We start from the raw sequence: 22,071 nt of genomic DNA, 5'->3' as shown, positions 1-22,071 counted from the left end.
TTAATCCTTATGTTCTTTTATTCTAACACCTTCAAATTTTGGTGTGCAATAAAAACGCTTTCCTTCTTCTTTAATAAAATTAACAACTTCAGAAACAGACTGAGAAGAAGAATAGAAAGAAGCAACATCACTGACACGCTCTTTAAATGGTTTGCTATGATCAAAAAGCATAGCAACCGCATGACGGAGTGCATGAATATCTTGACGCTCAAGTCCTGCACGCTTCATGCCAATAATATTGAGTCCAGCAAGTTTTGCCTGCACACCAACAGCTGTTCCATAAGGTATCAGATCACCAACCAGTGCAGATACGCCGCCGATAAATGCATGGTGTCCAACACGAACAAATTGATGAACAGCAGCACCACCACCAATAATCACATAATCACCAATAGTAACATGACCAGCAATCATTGCGTTATTGGCAAATGTTACATGATTGCCTACATAACAATCGTGAGCGATATGCGCATAACAAAAAAATTGGCAATTATCACCAACAACTGTCATTCCTACACTCGAATCGGAACCCCTATGCATTGTTACACCTTCACGAATCGTACAATTCTTACCAATAAAAAGAGTTGTAGCCCCTCCTTTATGTTTATTATTTTGCGGATCTGCCCCCAAAACGGCATGAGAAAATACTTTACTCTTGGCTCCTAACGTTGTCTTTCCCATTATTACAACATGACTTGTCAAACTACATTCATCACCAATAACAGCCTCTGAACTAATATGGCAAAATGGTCCAACGCGTACATTCTCACCAAGCTGCGCTCCCTTCTCCACAAGAGCAGTTGGATGGATTTTCGTACCGGACATTTTTTAATTCCCATCAAATATCGTTTATGCTTCTTCGACAATCATCGCAGCAATTTCTGCTTCAGCGACGCGAACATCTTCTACTTTTGCAACACATGAAAAACGTCTCATACCAGATCTTTTTTTCAAAAGCTGAACATGGATTTTTAGCTGATCACCAGGCATAACCGGCTTACGAAATTTCGCATTATCAACCGTCATAAGGTAAACTAAATTTGTTTGCTTATTGCCTAAATTTAAAAGTGCTATTGCTCCTGCCGTTTGTGCCATAGCTTCTAAAATCAAAACTCCAGGCATAACAGGCTTTGAGGGAAAATGTCCTGTAAAATGTGGCTCGTTAATCGTTATATTTTTAATACCAATCGCTTCTTGTTCACCATCAATATCAACGATACGATCAATTAATAAAAATGGATAACGGTGCGGTAATATTGATAATAGTTTTTCAATATCGACAGCCTCTAAGTTTTTAGTTTTTTCACTGCTGATCATATCAGCGTTTCTCCTTTTTAACTTTTCCCATACTGCGCAACGCCGCTACTTCACGAAACCATTGTTTAAATGGTCGCGCTGGACTACCTCCCCATTTTTCGCCATCCGGAATGTCATTCATAACACCACTACGAGCAGCAATCTGAACAGATTTACCTATTATGATGTGATCAGCTACTCCCACACTTCCGCCAAGCTGAGACATATCCCCTATAGATGTACTTCCCGCAATGCCACATTGAGCGGCAATAAGACAATAGCGGCCAATTTTTACATTGTGGGCAATTTGTACAAGATTATCAATCTTGCTTCCTTCACCAATAACGGTATCTTGAAATGTTCCACGATCAATTGTCGTGTTCGCACCAACTTCTACACCATCCTCAATAATAACGCGACCAAGCTGTGGAATTTTCTCGATTCCAGAAACGCCCCCAACATAACCAAAACCATCTTGCCCAATGCAAACACCAGGATAAAGCTGAACCTTATCACCTATTATAGAACACTGAACTGTTACCTTAGGAGCAATATAGCAGTCACATCCAATACGGCAATTTTCACCGATAACAGCTGTGGATGAAATAAGAGTTCCTGCACCAATCTCAACATTTTTACCAATAACAGCTCCCGCTTCAATACACACATCATGTGCCAACTTAGCCGTTGGATGAATATGCGCATGCGATGAAATCCCCTTCTGCCCCAACCAAGGCATTGGCTTGACAGAATCTGGAAACAAAATACGACCAATCTGAGCAAAGTCACGCTGTGGTGTGGATGTCACCAAAATTGCCATAGTTTCGGGAACTTTAAAAACAATCTCATTCGTACACAAAACAGCAACAGCAGAACTGTCCAGTAAAGCATCAGAAAACTTCCGATGCTCTACAAAAACAAGCGAACCTTCCACAGCACTCTCAAGTGAAGAAAGAGTATTGATAACTTTATGAGAAAACTCTGGATTAAGAAGCTTTGCACCCGTCAACTCAGCAGCATTTGCAACTGTCAATCGTCGGGACGGCGTAAAAAAAAATGTATCCGCCATCAAAACACTTTCTCTCCCAGCTTAAGCTATTCTCTTCAAGTTTTTCCTTCTTAAAATCGCTCAAATCAGAACTTCGTAGAAATACCAAAGTTCAATTGTTGCAAACGATCACCTTCCTGCTTCGTTATTGGCCAAGCATAATCAAAACGCAAAGGACCAAACGGAGAATCCCACATCAAACTCACACCTGCAGATGAACGCCAAGCACTTTTGGTATTGGTAACAGACGGTTCACCCTTAAAAACGGCTTTATAATTATTGCCATAAAGCGTGGCAATATCCGCAAATAAAGCACCGCGCAACCCAAATCCTTCAGGCACGACAGGGATAGGGAACTGTACTTCAGCAGTCGCATTCAGATATGTCGTTCCCCCCAAGAAATAAACCTCACCCTTACTGGAAACCTGACGCGGACCTATTCCATTATATTTGAACCCTCGAATCATATCAGAATTTACTTTAAACATATCGAAAATACGAACACCATCTCGGCCCATTCCGTGGATATAACCACCCCCAAAGGAAAGCAAACCAACGATATCCTTCTGGTCAGAAAGAGTCTTGTACATCATCGCCTTACCCGTGGTCTTCAAGAACTTTGCACTCCCACCAAGCCCTGCATATTCCTGAAGCAGATGCACGTACCACCCATCATGGGGGGATCTCATATCATCAATCGTATTATAGGTGAAACCATAACTAATTGATGAACGTTTCCAAGGGCTGTGTTTTGCAGCTTGAACAATCGCACCAGAATATTTCCCATATAATTCTATTATGTCACTCTCTTTGTCAAAATCATACTCTCCGCCAAAATCATATTCTTCCTGCACATAAGAATAAGCTACATTAGCAGATAATTGATTATTAATAGGTAACGAAAACCGCAGCGATCCACCTGTCTGCCGTACATCATAGGCTTTATCAGCACGATAAGTACTACGAAAAACATCAACACCAGCAGATAAACGATACCCTAAGAAATAAGGATCAACAAATGATAAATTATAATTACGAGATTTTTCTTGCCCCGCACCTAATCCTAAACGAACATATTGACCACGTCCCCCAAGATTACGTTCAGTAACAGAAACTTCAAGTGACATACCAGGACTTGTTCCCCCTGTTGTATACCCTCCAGAAAGAGAAAGATCTCCTGTTGAAGCTTCAACGACATCTATTACCAAAACAACTTGGTCAGATTGATCTGTAGGAACCATTGAAATATTAACGGCTTTGAAGAAACCTAAACTTTCTAGACGACGTTTTGCCCGCTGTAATAAAGTTTGATTGTAAGCATCTCCTTCGTTTAAATCAATCTCACGGCGAATGACGTAATCACGCGTTTTCTCATTGCCACGTATATCAATACGTTGAATATAAGCACGTGTTCCCTGTTCAATATTATATAAAATTGAAATTGTATGATTTGCTAAATTACGATTTCCCCGCGGTTCAACTTTAGCAAAAGCATATCCCGAATCAGCAACTTTGTTATTAATAGTTGCAACAGACTGTTCAATATCTTCTGCACTATAAACATTACCTGGCTGGGTTTTAAGTATCCTTTTCACAGATTGAACGTCAATTCCATCAACATCACTTTCAACCTGAATATCGCTAATTTTATAGAGCGCACCCTCATCAAGAACGAAAGAAATTTTATACGTATTGCTTGCTGCATCAAAAGTTGCTTTAGAAGAGACTACACGAAAATCTGCATAACCACGGTTATAATAAAAGCGACGTAAAGCTTCTTCATCAACAGCGAGGCGCTCTTCACTGTAAACATCACCTCCCAATAGCTTCGAAAAAATTCCCGAAGTTTTTGTTGAAATCACATCACGCAAACGGCGACTTCCAAAGACATTATTTCCCTTAAAAGTGATATCACCAATCTTTGTTTTTTTCCCTTCAACGACATTAAATACCACATTAACCCGCCCTTTTCCAAGGTTAATCGTTTGAACGTTAACAGTGATATTATTACGACCAAGAGTTTTATAAGCCTCACGAATTGTATTTATATCAGCAGAAAGCTTAGCAGAATTAAAAGGCTCATTCGGTTTTAAAGAAATAAACCGCTTAAGATCTGGGTCTTTAAAAGATTTATTTCCTTGAAACAATATTTGATTGACAACCTCATATTCTTTTACGAATACAACCAATTTATCACCCACCGGATTTATTTTAACATCATAAAATAAACCCAATTCGAAAAGGTTCTTCACAGCACTATCAACATCACCACTGGAAACACCTTGCCCAACCTTAATCCCCATATTGTCTCGAATCGCCTGAGAACTTACAAACTTATTCCCACGAACCTCAATAGAGCGGACTACAGACGCTTGTATTTCTCCGACCGCAGCAATTGACATAAAAACCGTTGCTGGGGCAAACATCCCCATCTTTAACACCAATACAGATGCTGCATTTAAAAACTTTGAATTCGTAGTCATTGGCTTTTTTACCTTACTCTCGTTCCTTGGACATGATGCCTTAAAAGCTAACTGCCATAACAACCTTTTTACAGCGAGACTTTTCATTCCTTAATTACTCATTATAATGTACAACGCCACAACATTTTGTAGACATGGTAAACAACCTTCAATTTGTTTTTGCTATTATTACTTAATTTATAAAGCGTTTTCCATAATTTAATTAGCTAAACCAACAAAAATAATCATTAAAAAAGACAAAGATCATAAAAAGGAGAAGAATGGAAAAACCTAAACGAAAAACGATTCCCTGAATTTTAGCAGATATTTTCCTCCCAGTAATGACCTCAATGACATGCAATAAAAGATGCCCACCGTCAAGCGGTAGAATCGGAAAAAGGTTAATAAGCCCAACACTTATTGAAAGAAAAGCTGCCAAATTCAACAAAGAGATAAAACCTGTCTCGCTCACTTTCCAAGCAATTTTAACGGTTTTAGAAGGTCCACTTAGCCGACAACGATCCTCTTTGCCTCCTATTAAACGACTCATAAAAAGAACGGTTTGAGTGGCGATAAACACAGTACGGTCTGACGCTTTTCTTACAGCTGTTACAAAACCATAGCGAATATGTTTTATATAAGTTGGATCTAAACGTGCAGGATTATTTAAATCAACAGGAACACCTACACCTATCATAGCACTTCGTGTTCGATTACCAAATCCATCATCTCGCTCAACGACTTTCGGGGTAATCATCGTTGTAAAGACTCGCCCCATGCGTTCTATTTTAAACTCTATGGGTTCTCTTCCGTGAAAAGCTACATAATTCATCAAATCTTCAAAGCTTTCAACCCGTCGTCCATCCATTTCAACAAAACGATCACCTAATTCCAAACCGGATTGAAGAGCAGGGCTATCTTTTACCAAAGAACCAACAACGGGCTCAATGGCTACACGACCATAGATAAAGAAAAAAAATGTTAGAATAACAACAGTAAAAAGGGCATTGAAGAAAGGACCGGCAAAAACAGTTGCTGCTTTTTTCCAAGCATGCGCACTAGCAAATGAACCATCAACAATCAGAGATGATTGGGATGATTCCGTATCGATTTTTTCCTCATCCCCAACAAATTTTACATAACCTCCTAAGGGGATAAGTGCTAAACGCCACTTCGTGCCATGCTTATCTGTATAACTCGCTATTTCTGGTCCAAATCCAAGCGAAAAAATTAACGCCTTAATACCACACCACCGACCAATGAGATAGTGCCCAAATTCGTGCACAAAAATGATAATCATAATGATGAAAAGAATACTCAAACTTCTTAAAAGAAAATCACCCATAGTGACGATATGATTTAAAAGTTCCAAACTATCTTCTCCCAATTAGATCATACTAAAAAGATTAAAAGGCGCATCCATATCAGACATAAATGAACCAATTAAATAAAGAAGAAAAGCTGCCCCTACCAATCCATCTATACGATCCATAAAACCACCATGTCCAGGCAATAAAGAACTAGAATCTTTAACAGAAAACCGTCTTTTGAGCCATGATTGCCCTAAATCACTCAATTGTGAAACAATTGACAAAACAAGTGTAAGGAGTGGCACAAAAAAACTGGCTAAATTTATATCAAAAAATCCAAAAGCAACCCATATACCACCGAAAACTCCGACAAATGTACCACCAAGTGCTCCTGACCATGTTTTATTAGGAGAAAATTGTGGTGCTAATTTAGGGCCCCCTAATGCACGTCCGATAAAATAACCACCAATATCTGTTCCCCACACTATCGTAAATAAGAAAATAACAACTTGGAACCCCAACATTTCATGATCCCGTAGAAAGCATAAAGCAACAACAGGAAAAGATGCATATAAAAAACCACAAAAAACCCAACCACTCTTTTTTATAGATATAATAGCTAACACTGTAGCTAAAACGATTAAAACACAAAAAATCAATGAAGCAGATACACTCAATACTAAAAAAAAGCCAAAGATTAAATAAAAGATACTTGCTAATATTTTTTGTAAAATACACCATTTCTCTTTAGTAATACTCATCCACTCATAAAGAACAAAACCGCCAATACACCATACAAATAAAAAAAAGAAGTTTCCTCCCAACCATGTTAGATACAACGCAATAATGCCAAAAACAAAAGCTGTCAGAATACGATAAACCAAATTAGACAAAACAACATCCAAACAATAAAAATAGAAAATACAAGCTCTAAAATTAACGCAAGAAAAACTCCCCTACGCAGTATTTTTATCTCATACCTGTATAATTTCTCTTATAATTTATCATAAATAATTCAGTCTACTAAGATAGCGCTTATGAAACTAATAATCAATGAAAACAGCTTCAAAAATCTCCGTCAAAATTATAAAATATTTTTTTAATATTTTCTCAATATAAAATGAAAAAGCAGTTACCTCTGCCCCATACAAATTAACTAATATAGGTTTCGTATAAAAACACTTTTCTATCAACTATTCGTCATTAAAAAATGAATTACGCCACATAACATCTGCTTGATCAATTATACTCACATGTTTTATAATGAGAAATAAGAGAAAGGTTAGACTTGTTTTTTTGCATTATATTCTTTCCTCAACCTTCATCTTAGAATATTTGAATAATTTCTAATAATGCTTTCATTATGCATTTTAACAAAGACGTGCTCAACTAAAAACCCGCACCATGCTGTTAAATAGTGTCTCCCAGCAAAGGGCATGATTTATCACGCAGACTAAAAAATTAAAACATCTGCCCTTTCAAATCAGTCTCTCCCATATCAAAATGATAGAACACCTTCCTGCATCACACCTTGCTACCACAGAGCACACCACTCCCCACAATTATCCCTAGAAACAATTTACAGGCTGGGAGTAAATATCCTTTTTCTAGTGACAAAATCGTCTTAAACGTGCATAATTTCAGATTCTTTTACGGCTAAAATTTTATCAATATCAGCAATAGTTTCATCCGTGAGTTTTTGAACTTTTTCAGACAAACTATGGGCTTCATCTTGTCCAATTTCACCATCTTTTTCTAACTTTTTCAAATTGTCCAGACCATCCCGACGAACATGACGTGTAGCAACACGCGCTTGCTCTGCATAGTGATGCGCAATTTTTACAAGTTCTTTACGGCGCTCTTCATTCAATTCAGGCAAAGGAATACGTAGATTCGTACCATCAGTTATGGGATTTAAACCAAGACCAGAATCGCGAATAGCGCGCTCTACAGCTCCGACCATCGTTTTATCCCATACAGAAACAGAAAGCATCCGAGGTTCGGGAACAGAAATATTAGCAACCTGATTTATATGCACAACAGAACCATAAGATTCAACGGTCAACGGTTCTAATAAACTGGCCGATGCACGTCCAGTCCGCAAACCACCTAATTCATGTTTAAAAGCCGTAATGGCACCATCCATGCGACGTTTCAGATCATCCATAATTGATGTAACATTCATATTTCTGTCTCCTTCAATTGTCCTTTGAAGCTTACCCTTATTCCGATACTATTGTAAAGCGTCCTGTTCCATTCAAGACCTTAGCCAAACCGCCTTTTTCATGAATGGAATACACAATAATCGGTACATTGTTCTCACGTGCTAAAGTGACCGCCGTTGAATCCATAACAGATAATCCCCATTGCAAAACTTCAACATGTGTTAATTGGTCAAAACGCTTAGCCGTAGGGTCTATTTTTGGATCTGCTGAATAAATACCATCAACTTGTGTTCCTTTAAGAAGGACATCCGCACCAATTTCTGCTGCACGTAAAGTAGCAGCAGAATCAGTGGTAAAAAATGGATTTCCTGTACCACCTGCAAAAATAACAACTTTTCCCTGATTCATATAAGCTATTGCTTTACGTTGCGAGAAGCTTTCACAAATTTGTGGCATAGCAATCGCAGAGAGTACAACAGTTTCAACCCCTAATTTTGTCAAAGATGTTCGCAATGCTAAAGAGTTAATAGCAGTTGCAAGCATTCCCATATGATCACCTGTCACTCGGTCCCCACCATGCGAAGCAACAGCAACGCCACGAAAAATATTTCCCCCACCGATAACAACCGCAACTTCTATCCCCATTGTGCGCACTTCTGCAATATCAGCGGCAATACGGTCTACAACAGAAACATCAATGCCAAAATTCTGCCCTCCCATAAGAGCTTCACCAGAAGCCTTTAAAAGAATACGTTTATACGGAAGTGCTAATGCCATTCATAATCTCCCCAAAAGCACATTTATTTTCGCTTTTGACACCACGAAGGGCACCACTTTTTTCACGTGAGCCCTCTCAACAATTATATTGTTCCCCTCAGAGATTCTACAACCAACGATATGACTTTAAATCTCTGTTCAAGAGTTTGCAATAACTAGCCTTTTACAGCAGCAGCAACCTCTGCAGCAAAATCAGACTCCTCTTTTTCCACACCTTCACCTAATGCAAAACGAATAAAGCCTGTAATTTTTGCTGGAGCACCAATTGATTTCTCAGCATCCTTTAAAGCGGCCTCAACAGTTATATCAGGATTCATAACAAAAGCTTGAGAAAGCAAAACAACCTCTTCAAAAAACTTACGCATACGTCCTTCTACCATTTTTTCAATGATATTTTCAGGTTTTCCAGACTGACGTGCTTGATCTGAAAAAATTTCTTTTTCTCGCTCAACAGCAGCAGCATCAACATCTTGTGCTGTAAGTGCTAATGGATTGGTTGCCGCAATATGCATCGCGACCTGCCGACCAAAAGCAAGAGCAGCCTCTTTATTTCCTGTTGTTTCAATCGCAACCAAAACACCAAGTTTTCCAAGCCCATCAGCCACACTATTGTGTATATAAGTCGCAACAACACCATTCTCAACAGACAATTTAGCGGAACGACGAAATGTCATATTTTCGCCAATTGTACCAATTGCATCTTTAATCGTAAGCTCTACAGTCTTCTCAGAACCTGGATAAAGAGAAACAGAAACAGATTCAACATCCCCTAGCGTATCTAAGGCAGCAGTTGCTACTTTACGCACGATGTCTTGGAATCCATCATTGCGCGCAACAAAATCTGTTTCAGAATTAATCTCAACCAAAACTGCATGTGAATCTTTTGATACGACTCCGATTAATCCCTCAGCTGCTGTACGACCAGCCTTTTTATCTGCTTTAGCTATTCCTTTTTTACGAAGCCAATCAACAGCAGCTTCCATATCACCATTGGTCTCTGCTAGGGCGGCTTTACAGTCCATCATACCAGCGCCAGATAGTTCTCGAAGTTCTTTTACTTGTGCAGCAGTAATGCTCATATTTGCCTCTTTATTTTATAACAGTGAAAGCGTGCAAAATCCCTCTGCACGCCTATAACTTCTTCTTTAGACAATAAAAGTACCTTAATTAGGCATTTTATATTATTCAGAAACTTCTGAAACTGCATTTTCTTCCAAAATAGGCTCCACAGGTGCATCAACTTGAGCTCCTAAATCGATACCCATTGCTCCTTGCTGGCGTGCAATACCATCAAGAGCAGCACGGGCAAAAAGATCGCAATAAAGAGAAATTGCACGTGAAGCATCGTCATTACCTGGTATTGGATGTGTTACGTCATCGGGATCACAATTGGTATCAATAATAGCAATCACTGGAATACCTAAACGCTTTGCTTCTTGGAGTGCAATATTTTCTTTATTCGTATCGATAACAAAGATAAGATCTGGAACAGAACCCATATCTTTAATACCACCAAGCGCACGATTAAGCTTTTCACGATCACGTTCAAGATTTAAACGTTCCTTTTTAGTAAAGCCTTGCGCTTCAGCAGCAAGAATTTTGTCAAGCTTCCGCAAACGATGGATCGAATTGGAAATCGTTTTCCAGTTTGTGAGCATGCCGCCAAGCCAACGTGCATTAACGTAATACTGAGCGGAACGATTCGCCGCATCTGCGATAATGTCAGATGCTTGCCGTTTCGTACCAACAAAGAGAATACGACCACCACGCGCTACAGTATCTGAAACAAGTTTAAGTGCTTGGTGTAAAAGTGGAACGGTCTGAGCAAGGTCAATAATATGGATATTATTACGCTGGCCATAAATATAGGGAGTCATTTTGGGATTCCAGCGATGAGTCTGGTGACCAAAATGCACACCGGCTTCTAAAAGCTGGTGCATAGTAAAATCGGGTAGTGCCATAAATCTTATCCTTTCCGGTTCAACCTCCGCGGAAAAAGCAGGAAGACCTGCTACCGGCGGATGCTTGCTAGAAGTTTCTCACAGATCATTTGCAAACACCCAGACTCCGCGTGTGGAATAGCGCAAACATACTAATATTTGATTCTTTTTCAAGTTATTTTCTTTAATCATTTAATATTTGCATTTTCACATTGATTAAGATCTTTTCCAAGTTCCAAGAATTCGAGACTGTTCAATTTTGCACGCACTGAAAAAGTTCCATAATCTATATGAAGATCACGCATGACACCATTCTCATGTAAGAGAAAACTGCTACGATAAACCGGCAAACCATCTTTATTTTCTCCATCATCAAAATAAGAAATTGTAACAGGCCAATATTCTTCTTCATCCAATTTTCTTACTTTTTCCGTTTCGCTATCAGATAAAAGCGTCTTCTTTTCCCCTATGACGATACTTTCTTTTATAACTTTATCTGCTTTATTTGTCCCATCAAATACAGTAACATTGTAAAAATGATCTCCTGCTTTTGCATGGCGGATAATATTTTTTAGTTGCATCATTGGAAATTCAGCCATTGCAAGCTTATACTCTTTTTCCTTTGGCTTTTTTAAGGTAACTGTGATACCATCTTGCGTACGCTCCGCAACCCCCTCGGCACGATGCACAACCTCTTCTCCCTCTTGATCTGTAATATTAAAACGAAATGTACGGCTGTCTCCTGTTTCATAACTCGTCGTCTGTTGATCCGTCAAACGTACTGGCATATCTTCAATGTGAACACGGCTAATAAAACGAAAACGTGTGCTATAGCCCTGGCATGCCGAACCAGTGAGCTCGTAAACCATTCGTCCTGACATCGCAGAAATTGTCATTTCATGAGAAACACTATCGAGATGAAAATCATAAATTGCTCGATGAGGCACAATAAAAATGGGCTCTTCAGCTCTCGCAGTACATAAAAAAACAATATATAAAATTATTATAAATAATGATCTAATCATTCCCAACTTCCGAACTTTATCCCCGTTGCATAACATCATACAATAAGGCAAAAAAGGCTAATTTCTCAATTAACCACACATTTTCTTAAATCAAAAAATAGATTATGCAATGAATATATTATAAAGCAGCTATGGAGTTAAAATTATGACCAATATGATTGAAAAAAACTTAGAAAAATTCGGAATCACTCTTCCTGAAGTAATCTCCCCCCTTGCCAATTACATCACCACTTCACAAAGTGGCAATCAACTCTTTATTTCTGGACAACTCCCTCTTATTAATGGAAAACCAATAGCCATCGGTAAAGTTGGTGCAACTGTGAATACCGAACAAGCCCAAAAAGCATCTGAAGCTTGCGCTCTCAATATTCTCGCGCAACTCAAGGCAACTCTGGGTGACTTAAATAAAATAAAACGTGTGGTCAAAATTACTGTTTTTGTGGCTGTAGATTCTCATTTTACCGATATTCCTTTTGTTGCCAATGGAGCTTCTAATTTATTCGTCAATATCCTTGGTGAAATTGGAAAACACGCCCGTTCTGCTATTGGTGTTGCCTCTCTTCCTATGGATGTTCCTGTAGAAGTTGAAGCCATCATAGAAATCTAAACCTTCATTAAGACAGTGCATTATCCTAAATATAACTGAAGTCAAAATACTTCTTTGTCTTACACTCTGATAAACCTTGCATTTTTTCGTTTTTAAATTAGAATCTTAAACTTACGATAAAAGGAAATATTTGTATGAAACAAGCTTATGACAATAACAATATTTTTGCTAAATTGATTCGCAATGAAATCCCTTCTGTTCGGGTCTACGAAGATGATGATGTTATTGGATTTATGGATATCATGCCACAGGCACCAGGTCATACGCTGGTCATTCCTAAAAAAGGCTCTAGAAACTTACTTGATGCAGATCCTGAAACATTATTTCCTGTTATTAAAGCTGTTCAAAAAATTGCAAATGCTGTCAAAAAAGCCTTTCAAGCAGATGGCATAACTGTCATGCAATTTAATGAAGCAGCTAGTCAACAAACCGTCTATCACCTTCATTTTCATATTATACCACGTATGGAGGGAATAGAGCTTACCCCTCATAATGATATGGTAACGCCTCCAGAAATACTTGAAGAGAATGCAAAAAAAATTCGTGCAGCTTTATAACACACTCTTAAGTTGTTGTGCTTTTTTTTCCTACACGTTTTTTTGTAAAGTTTTCCATTTTACTTTTCTTTGAACTTACAGATATATCGGAAGATGAAATTTCTAACTGTAAGCTTTCTTTTTTACCATTTGATTTTTGTGTCAATACGCGAACGGTACCACCATTGCGTAACTTTCCAAATAAAATTTCATCAGCTAATGGCTTTTTAATATATTCTTGTATAACACGCCCTAATGGGCGTGCTCCCATCTGAGAATCATATCCTTTATTAGAAAGCCATAAAGTTGCAGAAGGGCTTAATTCAAAACAAATTCCTCGATCAGCTAATTGTGCTTCAAGCTGAAAAATAAATTTTTGCACTATCTGATTGATGATTAAATGAGATAAAGGTGCAAACGGAATAATTGCATCTAACCGATTACGAAATTCTGGTGTAAATAACCGATTGATTGCTTCTATATCCTCACCATCACGATGTACTTTCCCAAATCCAATAGCTGATTTTGCCATATCTGAAGCACCAGCATTGGTTGTCATAATCAAAATAACATTGCGGAAATCAATTTTCTTACCATTATGGTCTGTTAATCTACCATAATCCATTACCTGCAATAAAATATTAAATAACTCTGGATGCGCTTTCTCAATCTCATCTAGCAATAGAACTGCGTGAGGTTTCTGATCAACGGCATCTGTAAGGAGACCTCCTTGATCAAACCCTATATAACCTGGAGGTGCTCCGATTAAACGTGCTACCGTATGCCGTTCCATATATTCTGACATATCAAAACGCAATAATTCAATGCCTAAAGATGATGCAAGCTGTTTTGCAACTTCAGTTTTTCCTACACCTGTTGGTCCTGAAAATAAATAACTTCCTATTGGTTTATCCGGTTCGCGTAAACCTGCTCGCGCCAATTTTATGGATGAAACTAAGACGGAAATTGCCTGATCTTGACCATAAACAACATGTTTGAGTTCTCTTTCAAGCTTACTCAGTATCTTCTGATCATTCCGGGAAACTGTTTTTGATGGAATTCTTGCAATTGTAGCAACAGTCGCTTCAATTTCTTTAACACCTATACTCTTCTTGCGTTGTTTTTGTGGCAAAAGCTTTTGCGCTGCGCCACTTTCATCAATAATATCAATTGCTTTGTCAGGTAACCTACGGTCAATTATATAACGTGAAGATAATTCTACAGATGCCTTCATCGCCTGATCTGTGTATTTAATCTGATGAAAATCTTCAAAGTAAGGCTTCATCCCCTGCAAAATCTTAATCGCATCTGTAACAGAAGGTTCATTAATATCAATCTTCTGAAAACGACGCTCTAAAGCACGATCTTGTTCAAAGAATTTGCGATATTCTCTGTAAGTCGTCGAACCAATACATCGCATAGTTCCAGAAGATAACACAGGTTTCAAAAGATTTGCTGCATCCATATTTCCCCCTAATGTCGCTCCTGCTCCAATTAAGGTATGAATTTCATCAATAAATAAAATAGCATCTGGATACAGCTCAAACTCTTTAATAACTTGTTTTAAGCGTTCTTCAAAATCACCGCGATAACGTGTACCTGCAACAAGTCCCCCCATATCAAGAGAAAATATTGTTGCATTTGATAAAACTTCAGGCACTTGCCCATCAACAATACGCTTTGCCAACCCCTCAATTATAGCTGTTTTCCCTACTCCAGGATCACCAACCAAAAGCGGATTGTTTTTTGACCTTCGACATAAAATCTGTATCATGCGTGAAATTTCTATTTCACGGCCAATTAATAAATCAATTTTTCCATTACGTGCTTTACAATTGAGATCAACACAATAATTCGTTAAAGCACTTGTTCCTCTTTCACCATTATCCGAAATCTGCTGATCTAATTGCTCTTCAAGTCCTTCAAGTAACATGGATAACCCATCATCACGCGTGACACCCTGTGAAATAAAACGTACAGCATCGTAGCGTGTCATTCCCATCTCTTGAAGAAAATATGCTGCATGGCTTTCACGTTCAGAAAAAATTGCAACAAGAACATTTGCCCCCGATACTTCATCTTTTCCAGCTGATTGTGCATGAATCACCGCACGTTGGATAACACGCTGGAAAAAAGCTGTAGGCTTTGTATCCTCATCAGCTCTAATCTGTTCATCTAACTCTGAGCGAAGATAATTGGTTAAGCGCTCTCGCAATTCCTCCACATCTACTTGGCAAGCCTGAATAACGGAATTTGCATCGGCATCATCTAACAGCGCAAGTAGAAGATGCTCTAGTGTTGCATATTCATGCCGTGCTTGAGTAGCAATTGTTAATGCACGATGCAAAACCTCTTCAAGACTAGGTGTAAAAGATGGCATAGCTCCTCACTTCCATTCCATTACACATTGTAACGGATGTTCATTTTGACGCGCACATTCCCTCACTTGTAATATTTTCATTTCAGCGACTTCATAAGTGTAAGTCCCACATTCTCCTATCCCATTGTGATGAACATTTAACATTATCCGCGTTGCCTCTTCGAAACTTTTTTTAAAAAAGTTCTTCAAAACGAAAACAACAAAATCCATAGGTGTGTAATCATCATTAAGCAAAAAAACTCGACATAATTTAGGTTTTTCGAGTTTTTCTCTAGCCTTAGGCATTATAACCGCACCATGCCTACCTTCATCCCAATTCTTGCCCTTTTCATTATGCATAATATGAGCTATAGAGTTTATTATGAGCATCTGTCCCATTATCGTTTTCCATGCAGCACATTTTTATTAATTTTAAATTCTTTCATAACTATTGCAATACCTGTTTGTATTAGAAATTTCCCTCTATGGTTAGACTTCAATCACTCACTCATAAAATAACTTCTGTAAACAAATTAGTAATACCATTCGTCTAAACTGCATCAATAAATTACAGAAAAGGAAGCTTTATAGAAGTTTTTTAGGATAAATGGAGAAATAGGATACTGCAAGTGTATATTAATTATCAAAAAATTATGCGCTACTGTAAAACAATAGCAATTTCTTTTGTTATGTTAGCTTTTTCTTACTGTTGGGCATCCGCCACACCTCAAGGCGCCTATCCTGATAAGTATGCGGCTATTGTTATAGATGCTACTACGGGAAAAACTTTATTTCAAGCCAATGCAACACTGAAACGTTATCCTGCTTCTTTAACAAAAATGATGACATTGTACTTACTCTTTGAAGCTATGCAGATGCGTCGTGTGACACCAAATACACCAATTCCTGTTTCACATTATGCAGCAATGCGTCCACCGACAAAAATTGGATTTAAAGCAGGCCAAACAATTTCTGCAGAATCAGCAGCTAAAGCACTCATTACAAGATCCGCAAATGATGTTGCTGCTGCCATTGCAGAATATCTTGGAGGTAGTGAAAAAAAATTCGCTCAAATGATGACAGTAAAAGCTCGTAAACTTGGCATGAAACATACACATTTTGCAAATGCTTCAGGACTTCCGGATGTGCACAATTATTCTACAGCACGAGATATAGCGACTTTGTCATTAGCTTTACGTAAACATTTTCCCAAACAATATAAATTGTTCAAAACAAAAAGTTTTAATTTCCGTGGACATAAAATTAACAGCCACAATAAACTTGTTAAAATAATGAAAGGTGTCGATGGAATTAAAACAGGCTACACACAAATGTCAGGTTCTAATTTAGCAACTTCGATGCGTCTTGAGGGGCGCTCTATTGTCGCTGTTGTTATGGGAGGTAAATCATCTACTGCACGTGACGAGCATATGGCTAGCTTATTGAATCAATATTTGCCCAAAGCAAGCCAAATGAAAAGTGGTGAACGTTTAATAGCTTCTGTACGCTATCACTTACCCACTGGGGCCAATACTCCTATACCGACCATTAAAGCTGATTCAAGTAATTTTGACGATGAAATTTCGACTATGTTGACAGCATTTGCAGAACAACCTAAAAACTCCAATATCGCAATAACGGCTGTCAATAAGGTAATTATACCAATACCGAATCCTCAAAAAACTATACCGGCTGAGACTCATAAAATTGTAACAGTCTCTTTGTCCGAAAATGCCGGATGGGCTATCCAAATTGGTTCTCTTCCTAGTGAAGAACAAGCAAAAACTCTACTTTTAAAAGCAAAAAATATAGCTTTTTCTACTTTAAAGCACGCATCTTCACACATGCAACTGTTTGAAAAAAATGGGCGGCGTTATTACCGAGCGCGCTTTACAGGGTTTCAATCAAAAAAAGCTGCATTTGACGCTTGCTCTACATTAAAGAAAGCAAATTTTAACTGCTATACTGTAGCCTACTAAAAATTTTTGAATTCTGCGTTAAGGATAGTATTATGACAGATAATGCTTTTGCTTCATTCCATAAAAAAGAAATTTTATTGAAGCAATCATCCCTCCTTTCATTGCGTCCTCTTCACGATGCTGCCGCAAAACTTACTGGTTTAAAATATAATTCTACTGCATTAGATACACAGTCTCTTGTTAACCTTCTCATTTGCCAAACAATGCGCAACCGTCGTCTCATAATGCCTCCTGTACGCATTCATTTACGCGTTGCGAGCCAAACTGGTAATGTGCCTATTAAAATCCGTTTAGGAGCAACAAATATTTAATTCTACAGACCCTCTCTAAAAAATTATTTTATTATTAACCATTATCTACAACCTTAGAAAACCTTTTGATAAACATACTTTTTTCTTAAATTGTTGAATTTTCTGACAGCTTTTCCAACTATCCAATATCTCCAAGCTTTCAATAAAACATTGTTAAGGACATAAAAATACCCAATATTTTTCCACTTTTGGATTTAATATAAAAAATTATCCTTGATATCTTTCTGGAAAAAATGAATAGCTTCATTAGATGAAAGCTTATCATTTGGTGGGATTATTGTAAAAGTTCAATAAAGAAAATCCCTCTTAATAACGCTCCCTATACAACATAAACGCTGTAAAAAAAAAACAATCTCACTTCTCTTACTTGTATTTATGTCAACAGGCACAGAAAATTGGAAAATACAAATACTATCGATGAAAAAACGTAAATAAATTATCAGATTAAATATTATGATAACGATTCCCATAAGATTTTAATTTATAATTATAATTTATTTTTTGCATATTGAACAAGAGATTTTCGTAAAATACTCTTATTTTACTTCTTATATTGAATCAGTCAAAATCGCTCGCTTGCTCATCACGAGCAAAATTGACATATAAACCATTTACAAAAGGAATCAAAGTATCCCTTATGAATCATTTCAAGTACTAGGATCTTTTGTAATATTGAACGTTGAAAAAAAGGATGATATTGCTGGTTTTCTCCCTTTATAAATAAAGATGCTAATACTCTATAGATTTTATACCATTCATGGAAAACTTACATTATATTATTCATATGCAAGATACTGATTTATAAAGATAATTAATTATTTTGTATGTTAGATGAGAATCTCGAATATCGTAAGATTCTCTCATTTAAAATCTGTTTATGTTGAATCAATCAAAACCGTCTCTTGCATGTTATGAGCGAGATTAGTGTGTAGCGTGAAACTGTACCAAAAAGACTAAAAATGCCTATAATGAACCGTTTCAAATGCCAAGTGCTTTAGTCCCCCTGTACAGAGGGGGGTTCTGGCAAAGTGTGTAACCATGCCAGCGTACTTCTTTTTATTAAGCATAAAGATGGAGACAGCTCAATGGATTTACCGTTATATCATTCACAGGTGCCATCGCGAAATGAGCTTGGGGGCACCTGAGAGATATTTTTTTAAAACGAACTCACGAACGCGTAACACGATAATGTTCTATCGTGTGCATTCTATTCTCATGAGAATTTTTATAAATATTTCTTAATGTATACGTTATTATTTATTTTAATTTTTTTGTCGGTACAAAATTTATAAATAAAAAAGATATTTCCAATATATCTCTTAATTATTGTAAATTAGTGTTTTTTTCAAGGCATTTTTTATCATACTAGGTAGAAAAAAACTTCACTTTTAAAAAATTAAAACCTTTAAAATTCTACTTTCTTCATCATAATTATTCAGACTTAAAACAAATTTTCCTTGGATACTCAGGCATAATCTTCCATTACTTAAAAGATATATGGCTATGGAAACTTTTTAAAGCCATAAAACCCAGCTAAAAATAATGGCAGATTGATCACTAATTTTACTTTACGCTTTCTTATTTTTTCCAAATTACACTTTTTCCCCACTTTAGAGACAAATCAAACAGATGTACAACACTCTCCCCTCCAAGCTTGCATGCAACACCTATTATTCGTTAAGAAAACACTGAATCATCTCAGATTTATTTCAAACTACTGCTGCATTAAAGTGGAATTTTGATTTATAAGGAACAAAAAACATAAGCTTTATTAGGAAATACGATCTCTCTCCAAAAAGTCCAGTTATGGATTGAAAAATGTTCCAGCTCTTAACAAGATATCGCATTGACTGCAAGACCACCTTTACTTGTCTCTTTATAGCGTTCACTCATATCATGACCAGTCTGGCGCATTGTTTCTATACAAGCATCAAGAGAAACAAAATGATCTCCATTACCATATAATGCAAGAGAAGAAGCCGTTACCGCCTTAACAGCTCCCATTGCATTACGCTCAATACAAGGCACTTGTACAAGACCTGCAACAGGATCACATGTCATTCCCAAGTGATGTTCAAGCGCAATTTCTGCCGCATTTTCAATTTGAGCTGGTGTTCCACCTAACGCTGCGGTCAACCCTGCTGCGGCCATTGAAGATGCCGTTCCAACTTCACCTTGACACCCAACTTCTGCACCAGAAATAGAGGCATTATGTTTAATAACACCACCTATAGCTGCTGCCGTTAATAGAAAATTATGTATTCCCTCTCGATCTGAATCATCATTAAACTGAAGATAATAACGCAAAACGGCTGGGACAACACCGGCTGCTCCATTTGTTGGTGCTGTAACAACACGACCACCTGCTGCATTTTCCTCATTGACTGCTATAGCATATACCGAAAGCCAATCATTTGCCCAAAGTGGATAATTGTAATTTTTCTTTTGTTTTTCCAAAAGCGTTTCATGCAGCTTTTTAGCGCGCCTTAAAACACGCAATCCACCAGGCAACTCACCTTCTTGTGAAAGACCTCTATCAATGCAATTTGTCATCGCTGAAAAAATTTCATCAAGCCCTACATCAAGAGAAGAACGCTCTATCTTTGTTTCTTCATTTAAGCGCTTCATTTCAGCAATTGAAAGCCCTGATTTTTCTGCCATTGATAACATTGTACAAGCAGAATCGAATGGATATGGTACCTCAAATGCTTCTGGTTGTATATTATCATTCATATGGCTTAATTCATCCTCAGTCACAACAAAGCCACCACCGATAGAATAATAAATCTGCCGCAACAGAACATTCCCATCAGTATCAAGTCCTTCAAAGGCTAGTCCATTTGTATGTCCAGGGAGGATTTGCTTTCGTTCAAAAATAAGATCACGTTGCACATCAAACTGATAAGCGGGATGACCTTCTGGTTGCACTTTTTTTTCACGTATAACTTTTTCTAACAAAAACCCCATGCTATCAGGATCAACAGTAGAAGCTTTTTCTCCTAAAAGTCCTAATATGATAGCTCTATCTGTTGCATGACCAATACCCGTGAAAGCTAAAGAACCATAAAGATAAACACGTATACGAGAAACTTGAACATCAGACGACTGAGAAAAATCTCCTATCTTTTGCAAAAACATATTAGCAGCAGTCATTGGTCCCATCGTATGTGAGCTAGAAGGACCAATCCCAATTTTAAAAAGTTCAAAAACAGATAGAAACACGTATCACCTTAAACTATAGTACAGCTTGAGCATATATGCTTTTTCATAACGTTTCTTCCGTTTAAAATCAAATTGCGAGATAAACTAAAAAAATGACAACAATAAACACGAATGTCGCTCGTCTTGCTACCACCCAACACTTTCTTTCTATAGTGTTTTCCATTAGCCAACCTTTAAAACGGACAATGCCCCTAGAGTCACCACTCCCAATGTTCCAAACGTAGTAAAATAAGTGTTAATATGCAATATTAAAATTCAATAAGGATGAGAAATCTTATCGGAAATATTTTTCATAATGCACTAAGTTCTTCAAAACATATGCTTAATTGTATAAAATATTTTATGGGTATGTTTCAATGAAACGTACAAATTTTTCTAACGATTCTCGTTCTGTCTCAAAATTGTTTTCTGGAGCACTCATATCGCGATAACCAAGTGCCATACCACAGATAATATGGCGATCAGAAGGAATAGATAAAAGCGTACGAATCTGTTTATGATAATCAGCAAAAGCAGCTTGAGGACAGGTATCTAATCCAAATCCACGTGCTGCTAACATAATGGTCTGCATAAACATACCCAAATCAAGCCAACTCCCCATTTCCATGTCGTGATCCATTGTAAATAAGAGTCCTACAGGTGCATCAAAAAATAAAAAATTTCGCGCCTTTTGATGAAGTATTTTTTCTTCATCACCTTTTTGAATTCCAAGACTCTGATAAAGATCCAAACCAACTTTTCGACGCCTTGAAATATAGGGCTCACGCCACTGACGTGGATAATAACTATATTCACGCTCTCCTTTTACACCTGAAAGCACAAGTTGTGAAAGCTCTTGCCCTACTTTCTGTAATACACTTCCTGTAAGCACAATTACTTGCCATGGCTGAATATTTGTTCCAGATGGTGCACGTGCTGCAAGTTTTAAGATTTCTTTGATTGTTTCCAAACTAACTGGCTGATCAGTAAAAGCGCGAATTGACTTTCGTGACAATATAGATTGAAAAACACTCATAGGAGAAACTGTCATTGTT

The 22,071-nt window shown here is 37.5% G+C and carries 19 protein-coding genes; 4 read left to right on the top strand and 15 right to left on the bottom strand.

What is annotated here, in order from left to right; genetic code table 11:
• The 11 genes from lpxA to ACFIMS_RS01210 all read right to left on the bottom strand — a co-directional run bounded on the left by lpxA (window position 1) and on the right by ACFIMS_RS01210 (window position 12,023).
• Window positions 1-825, bottom strand: a complete 825-nt coding sequence (lpxA, locus tag ACFIMS_RS01260; RefSeq protein WP_375609506.1) for an acyl-ACP--UDP-N-acetylglucosamine O-acyltransferase — start codon at window positions 823-825, stop codon at window positions 1-3.
• A gap of 24 nt (window positions 826-849) precedes the next feature.
• Window positions 850-1,317 (bottom strand): 3-hydroxyacyl-ACP dehydratase FabZ, encoded by a 468-nt coding sequence (gene fabZ, locus ACFIMS_RS01255; protein ID WP_375646798.1) that lies wholly within the window; start codon window positions 1,315-1,317, stop codon window positions 850-852.
• Between the two features lies 1 nt (window position 1,318).
• Window positions 1,319-2,365 carry a UDP-3-O-(3-hydroxymyristoyl)glucosamine N-acyltransferase gene (gene lpxD, locus ACFIMS_RS01250; RefSeq protein ID WP_375612127.1) on the bottom strand — a complete coding sequence of 349 codons (1,047 nt, stop codon included), beginning with the start codon at window positions 2,363-2,365 and terminating at the stop codon, window positions 1,319-1,321.
• A 65-nt stretch (window positions 2,366-2,430) separates the two neighbouring features.
• Complete coding sequence (bamA, locus tag ACFIMS_RS01245) at window positions 2,431-4,827, bottom strand: outer membrane protein assembly factor BamA (RefSeq protein WP_375696309.1); 2,397 nt, start codon at window positions 4,825-4,827, stop codon at window positions 2,431-2,433.
• Between the two features lie 202 nt (window positions 4,828-5,029).
• On the bottom strand, window positions 5,030-6,178 hold the full coding sequence (locus ACFIMS_RS01240; RefSeq protein ID WP_375613470.1) for an RIP metalloprotease: 1,149 nt from the start codon (window positions 6,176-6,178) through the stop codon (window positions 5,030-5,032).
• Between the two features lie 15 nt (window positions 6,179-6,193).
• Window positions 6,194-7,009 (bottom strand): phosphatidate cytidylyltransferase, encoded by an 816-nt coding sequence (locus ACFIMS_RS01235; RefSeq protein WP_375613469.1) that lies wholly within the window; start codon window positions 7,007-7,009, stop codon window positions 6,194-6,196.
• Window positions 7,010-7,740: 731 nt separating this feature from the next.
• Entirely contained in the window at window positions 7,741-8,301 is a 561-nt protein-coding gene (gene frr, locus ACFIMS_RS01230) for a ribosome recycling factor (protein ID WP_273790667.1), read from the bottom strand.
• A 37-nt stretch (window positions 8,302-8,338) separates the two neighbouring features.
• Window positions 8,339-9,058: a UMP kinase gene (pyrH, locus tag ACFIMS_RS01225; protein WP_273790666.1), complete on the bottom strand. Its 720-nt coding sequence runs from the start codon at window positions 9,056-9,058 to the stop codon at window positions 8,339-8,341.
• Between the two features lie 155 nt (window positions 9,059-9,213).
• Window positions 9,214-10,137, bottom strand: a complete 924-nt coding sequence (tsf, locus tag ACFIMS_RS01220; RefSeq protein WP_375612122.1) for a translation elongation factor Ts — start codon at window positions 10,135-10,137, stop codon at window positions 9,214-9,216.
• Between the two features lie 102 nt (window positions 10,138-10,239).
• Window positions 10,240-11,019: a 30S ribosomal protein S2 gene (rpsB, locus tag ACFIMS_RS01215; protein ID WP_273788135.1), complete on the bottom strand. Its 780-nt coding sequence runs from the start codon at window positions 11,017-11,019 to the stop codon at window positions 10,240-10,242.
• A gap of 167 nt (window positions 11,020-11,186) precedes the next feature.
• A complete protein-coding gene (locus tag ACFIMS_RS01210) occupies window positions 11,187-12,023 on the bottom strand; it encodes a cell envelope integrity EipB family protein (RefSeq protein ID WP_375620783.1) in 837 nt (278 codons plus the stop codon).
• Between the two features lie 145 nt (window positions 12,024-12,168).
• On the opposite strand from ACFIMS_RS01210, the gene ACFIMS_RS01205 reads away from it, so the two are divergent.
• Window positions 12,169-12,630, top strand: a complete 462-nt coding sequence (locus tag ACFIMS_RS01205; RefSeq protein WP_375607219.1) for a RidA family protein — start codon at window positions 12,169-12,171, stop codon at window positions 12,628-12,630.
• Window positions 12,631-12,764: 134 nt separating this feature from the next.
• Window positions 12,765-13,187 carry an HIT family protein gene (locus tag ACFIMS_RS01200; protein ID WP_375607220.1) on the top strand — a complete coding sequence of 141 codons (423 nt, stop codon included), beginning with the start codon at window positions 12,765-12,767 and terminating at the stop codon, window positions 13,185-13,187.
• A 7-nt stretch (window positions 13,188-13,194) separates the two neighbouring features.
• On the opposite strand, the gene clpA is transcribed toward ACFIMS_RS01200, so the two are convergent.
• Together clpA and clpS are read right to left on the bottom strand one after the other, a co-directional pair.
• A complete protein-coding gene (clpA, locus tag ACFIMS_RS01195; RefSeq protein ID WP_375613468.1) occupies window positions 13,195-15,546 on the bottom strand; it encodes an ATP-dependent Clp protease ATP-binding subunit ClpA in 2,352 nt (783 codons plus the stop codon).
• 6 nt (window positions 15,547-15,552) lie between these two features.
• Window positions 15,553-15,924 carry an ATP-dependent Clp protease adapter ClpS gene (gene clpS, locus ACFIMS_RS01190; protein WP_375612119.1) on the bottom strand — a complete coding sequence of 124 codons (372 nt, stop codon included), beginning with the start codon at window positions 15,922-15,924 and terminating at the stop codon, window positions 15,553-15,555.
• Between the two features lie 230 nt (window positions 15,925-16,154).
• On the opposite strand from clpS, the gene ACFIMS_RS01185 reads away from it, so the two are divergent.
• Both ACFIMS_RS01185 and ACFIMS_RS01180 read left to right on the top strand, forming a co-directional pair.
• Complete coding sequence (locus ACFIMS_RS01185; RefSeq protein WP_375629618.1) at window positions 16,155-17,504, top strand: D-alanyl-D-alanine carboxypeptidase; 1,350 nt, start codon at window positions 16,155-16,157, stop codon at window positions 17,502-17,504.
• A gap of 32 nt (window positions 17,505-17,536) precedes the next feature.
• On the top strand, window positions 17,537-17,815 hold the full coding sequence (locus ACFIMS_RS01180) for a hypothetical protein (RefSeq protein WP_375629616.1): 279 nt from the start codon (window positions 17,537-17,539) through the stop codon (window positions 17,813-17,815).
• Between the two features lie 1,830 nt (window positions 17,816-19,645).
• Here the strand turns inward: ACFIMS_RS01180 and ACFIMS_RS01175 are convergent.
• Both ACFIMS_RS01175 and ACFIMS_RS01170 read right to left on the bottom strand, forming a co-directional pair.
• Window positions 19,646-21,037, bottom strand: a complete 1,392-nt coding sequence (locus ACFIMS_RS01175; RefSeq protein ID WP_375620780.1) for an L-serine ammonia-lyase — start codon at window positions 21,035-21,037, stop codon at window positions 19,646-19,648.
• Between the two features lie 340 nt (window positions 21,038-21,377).
• Window positions 21,378-22,067: a nitroreductase gene (locus tag ACFIMS_RS01170; protein WP_375612167.1), complete on the bottom strand. Its 690-nt coding sequence runs from the start codon at window positions 22,065-22,067 to the stop codon at window positions 21,378-21,380.
• Between the last annotated feature and the right edge of the window lie 4 nt (window positions 22,068-22,071).

This window comes from Bartonella sp. AP331QHHD (assembly GCF_042195905.1).
Classification (GTDB): Bacteria; Pseudomonadota; Alphaproteobacteria; order Rhizobiales; family Rhizobiaceae; genus Bartonella.
The sequence above is the reverse complement of the archived record's forward strand: the minus strand, read 5'-3'. Positions and strand labels throughout refer to the sequence as shown.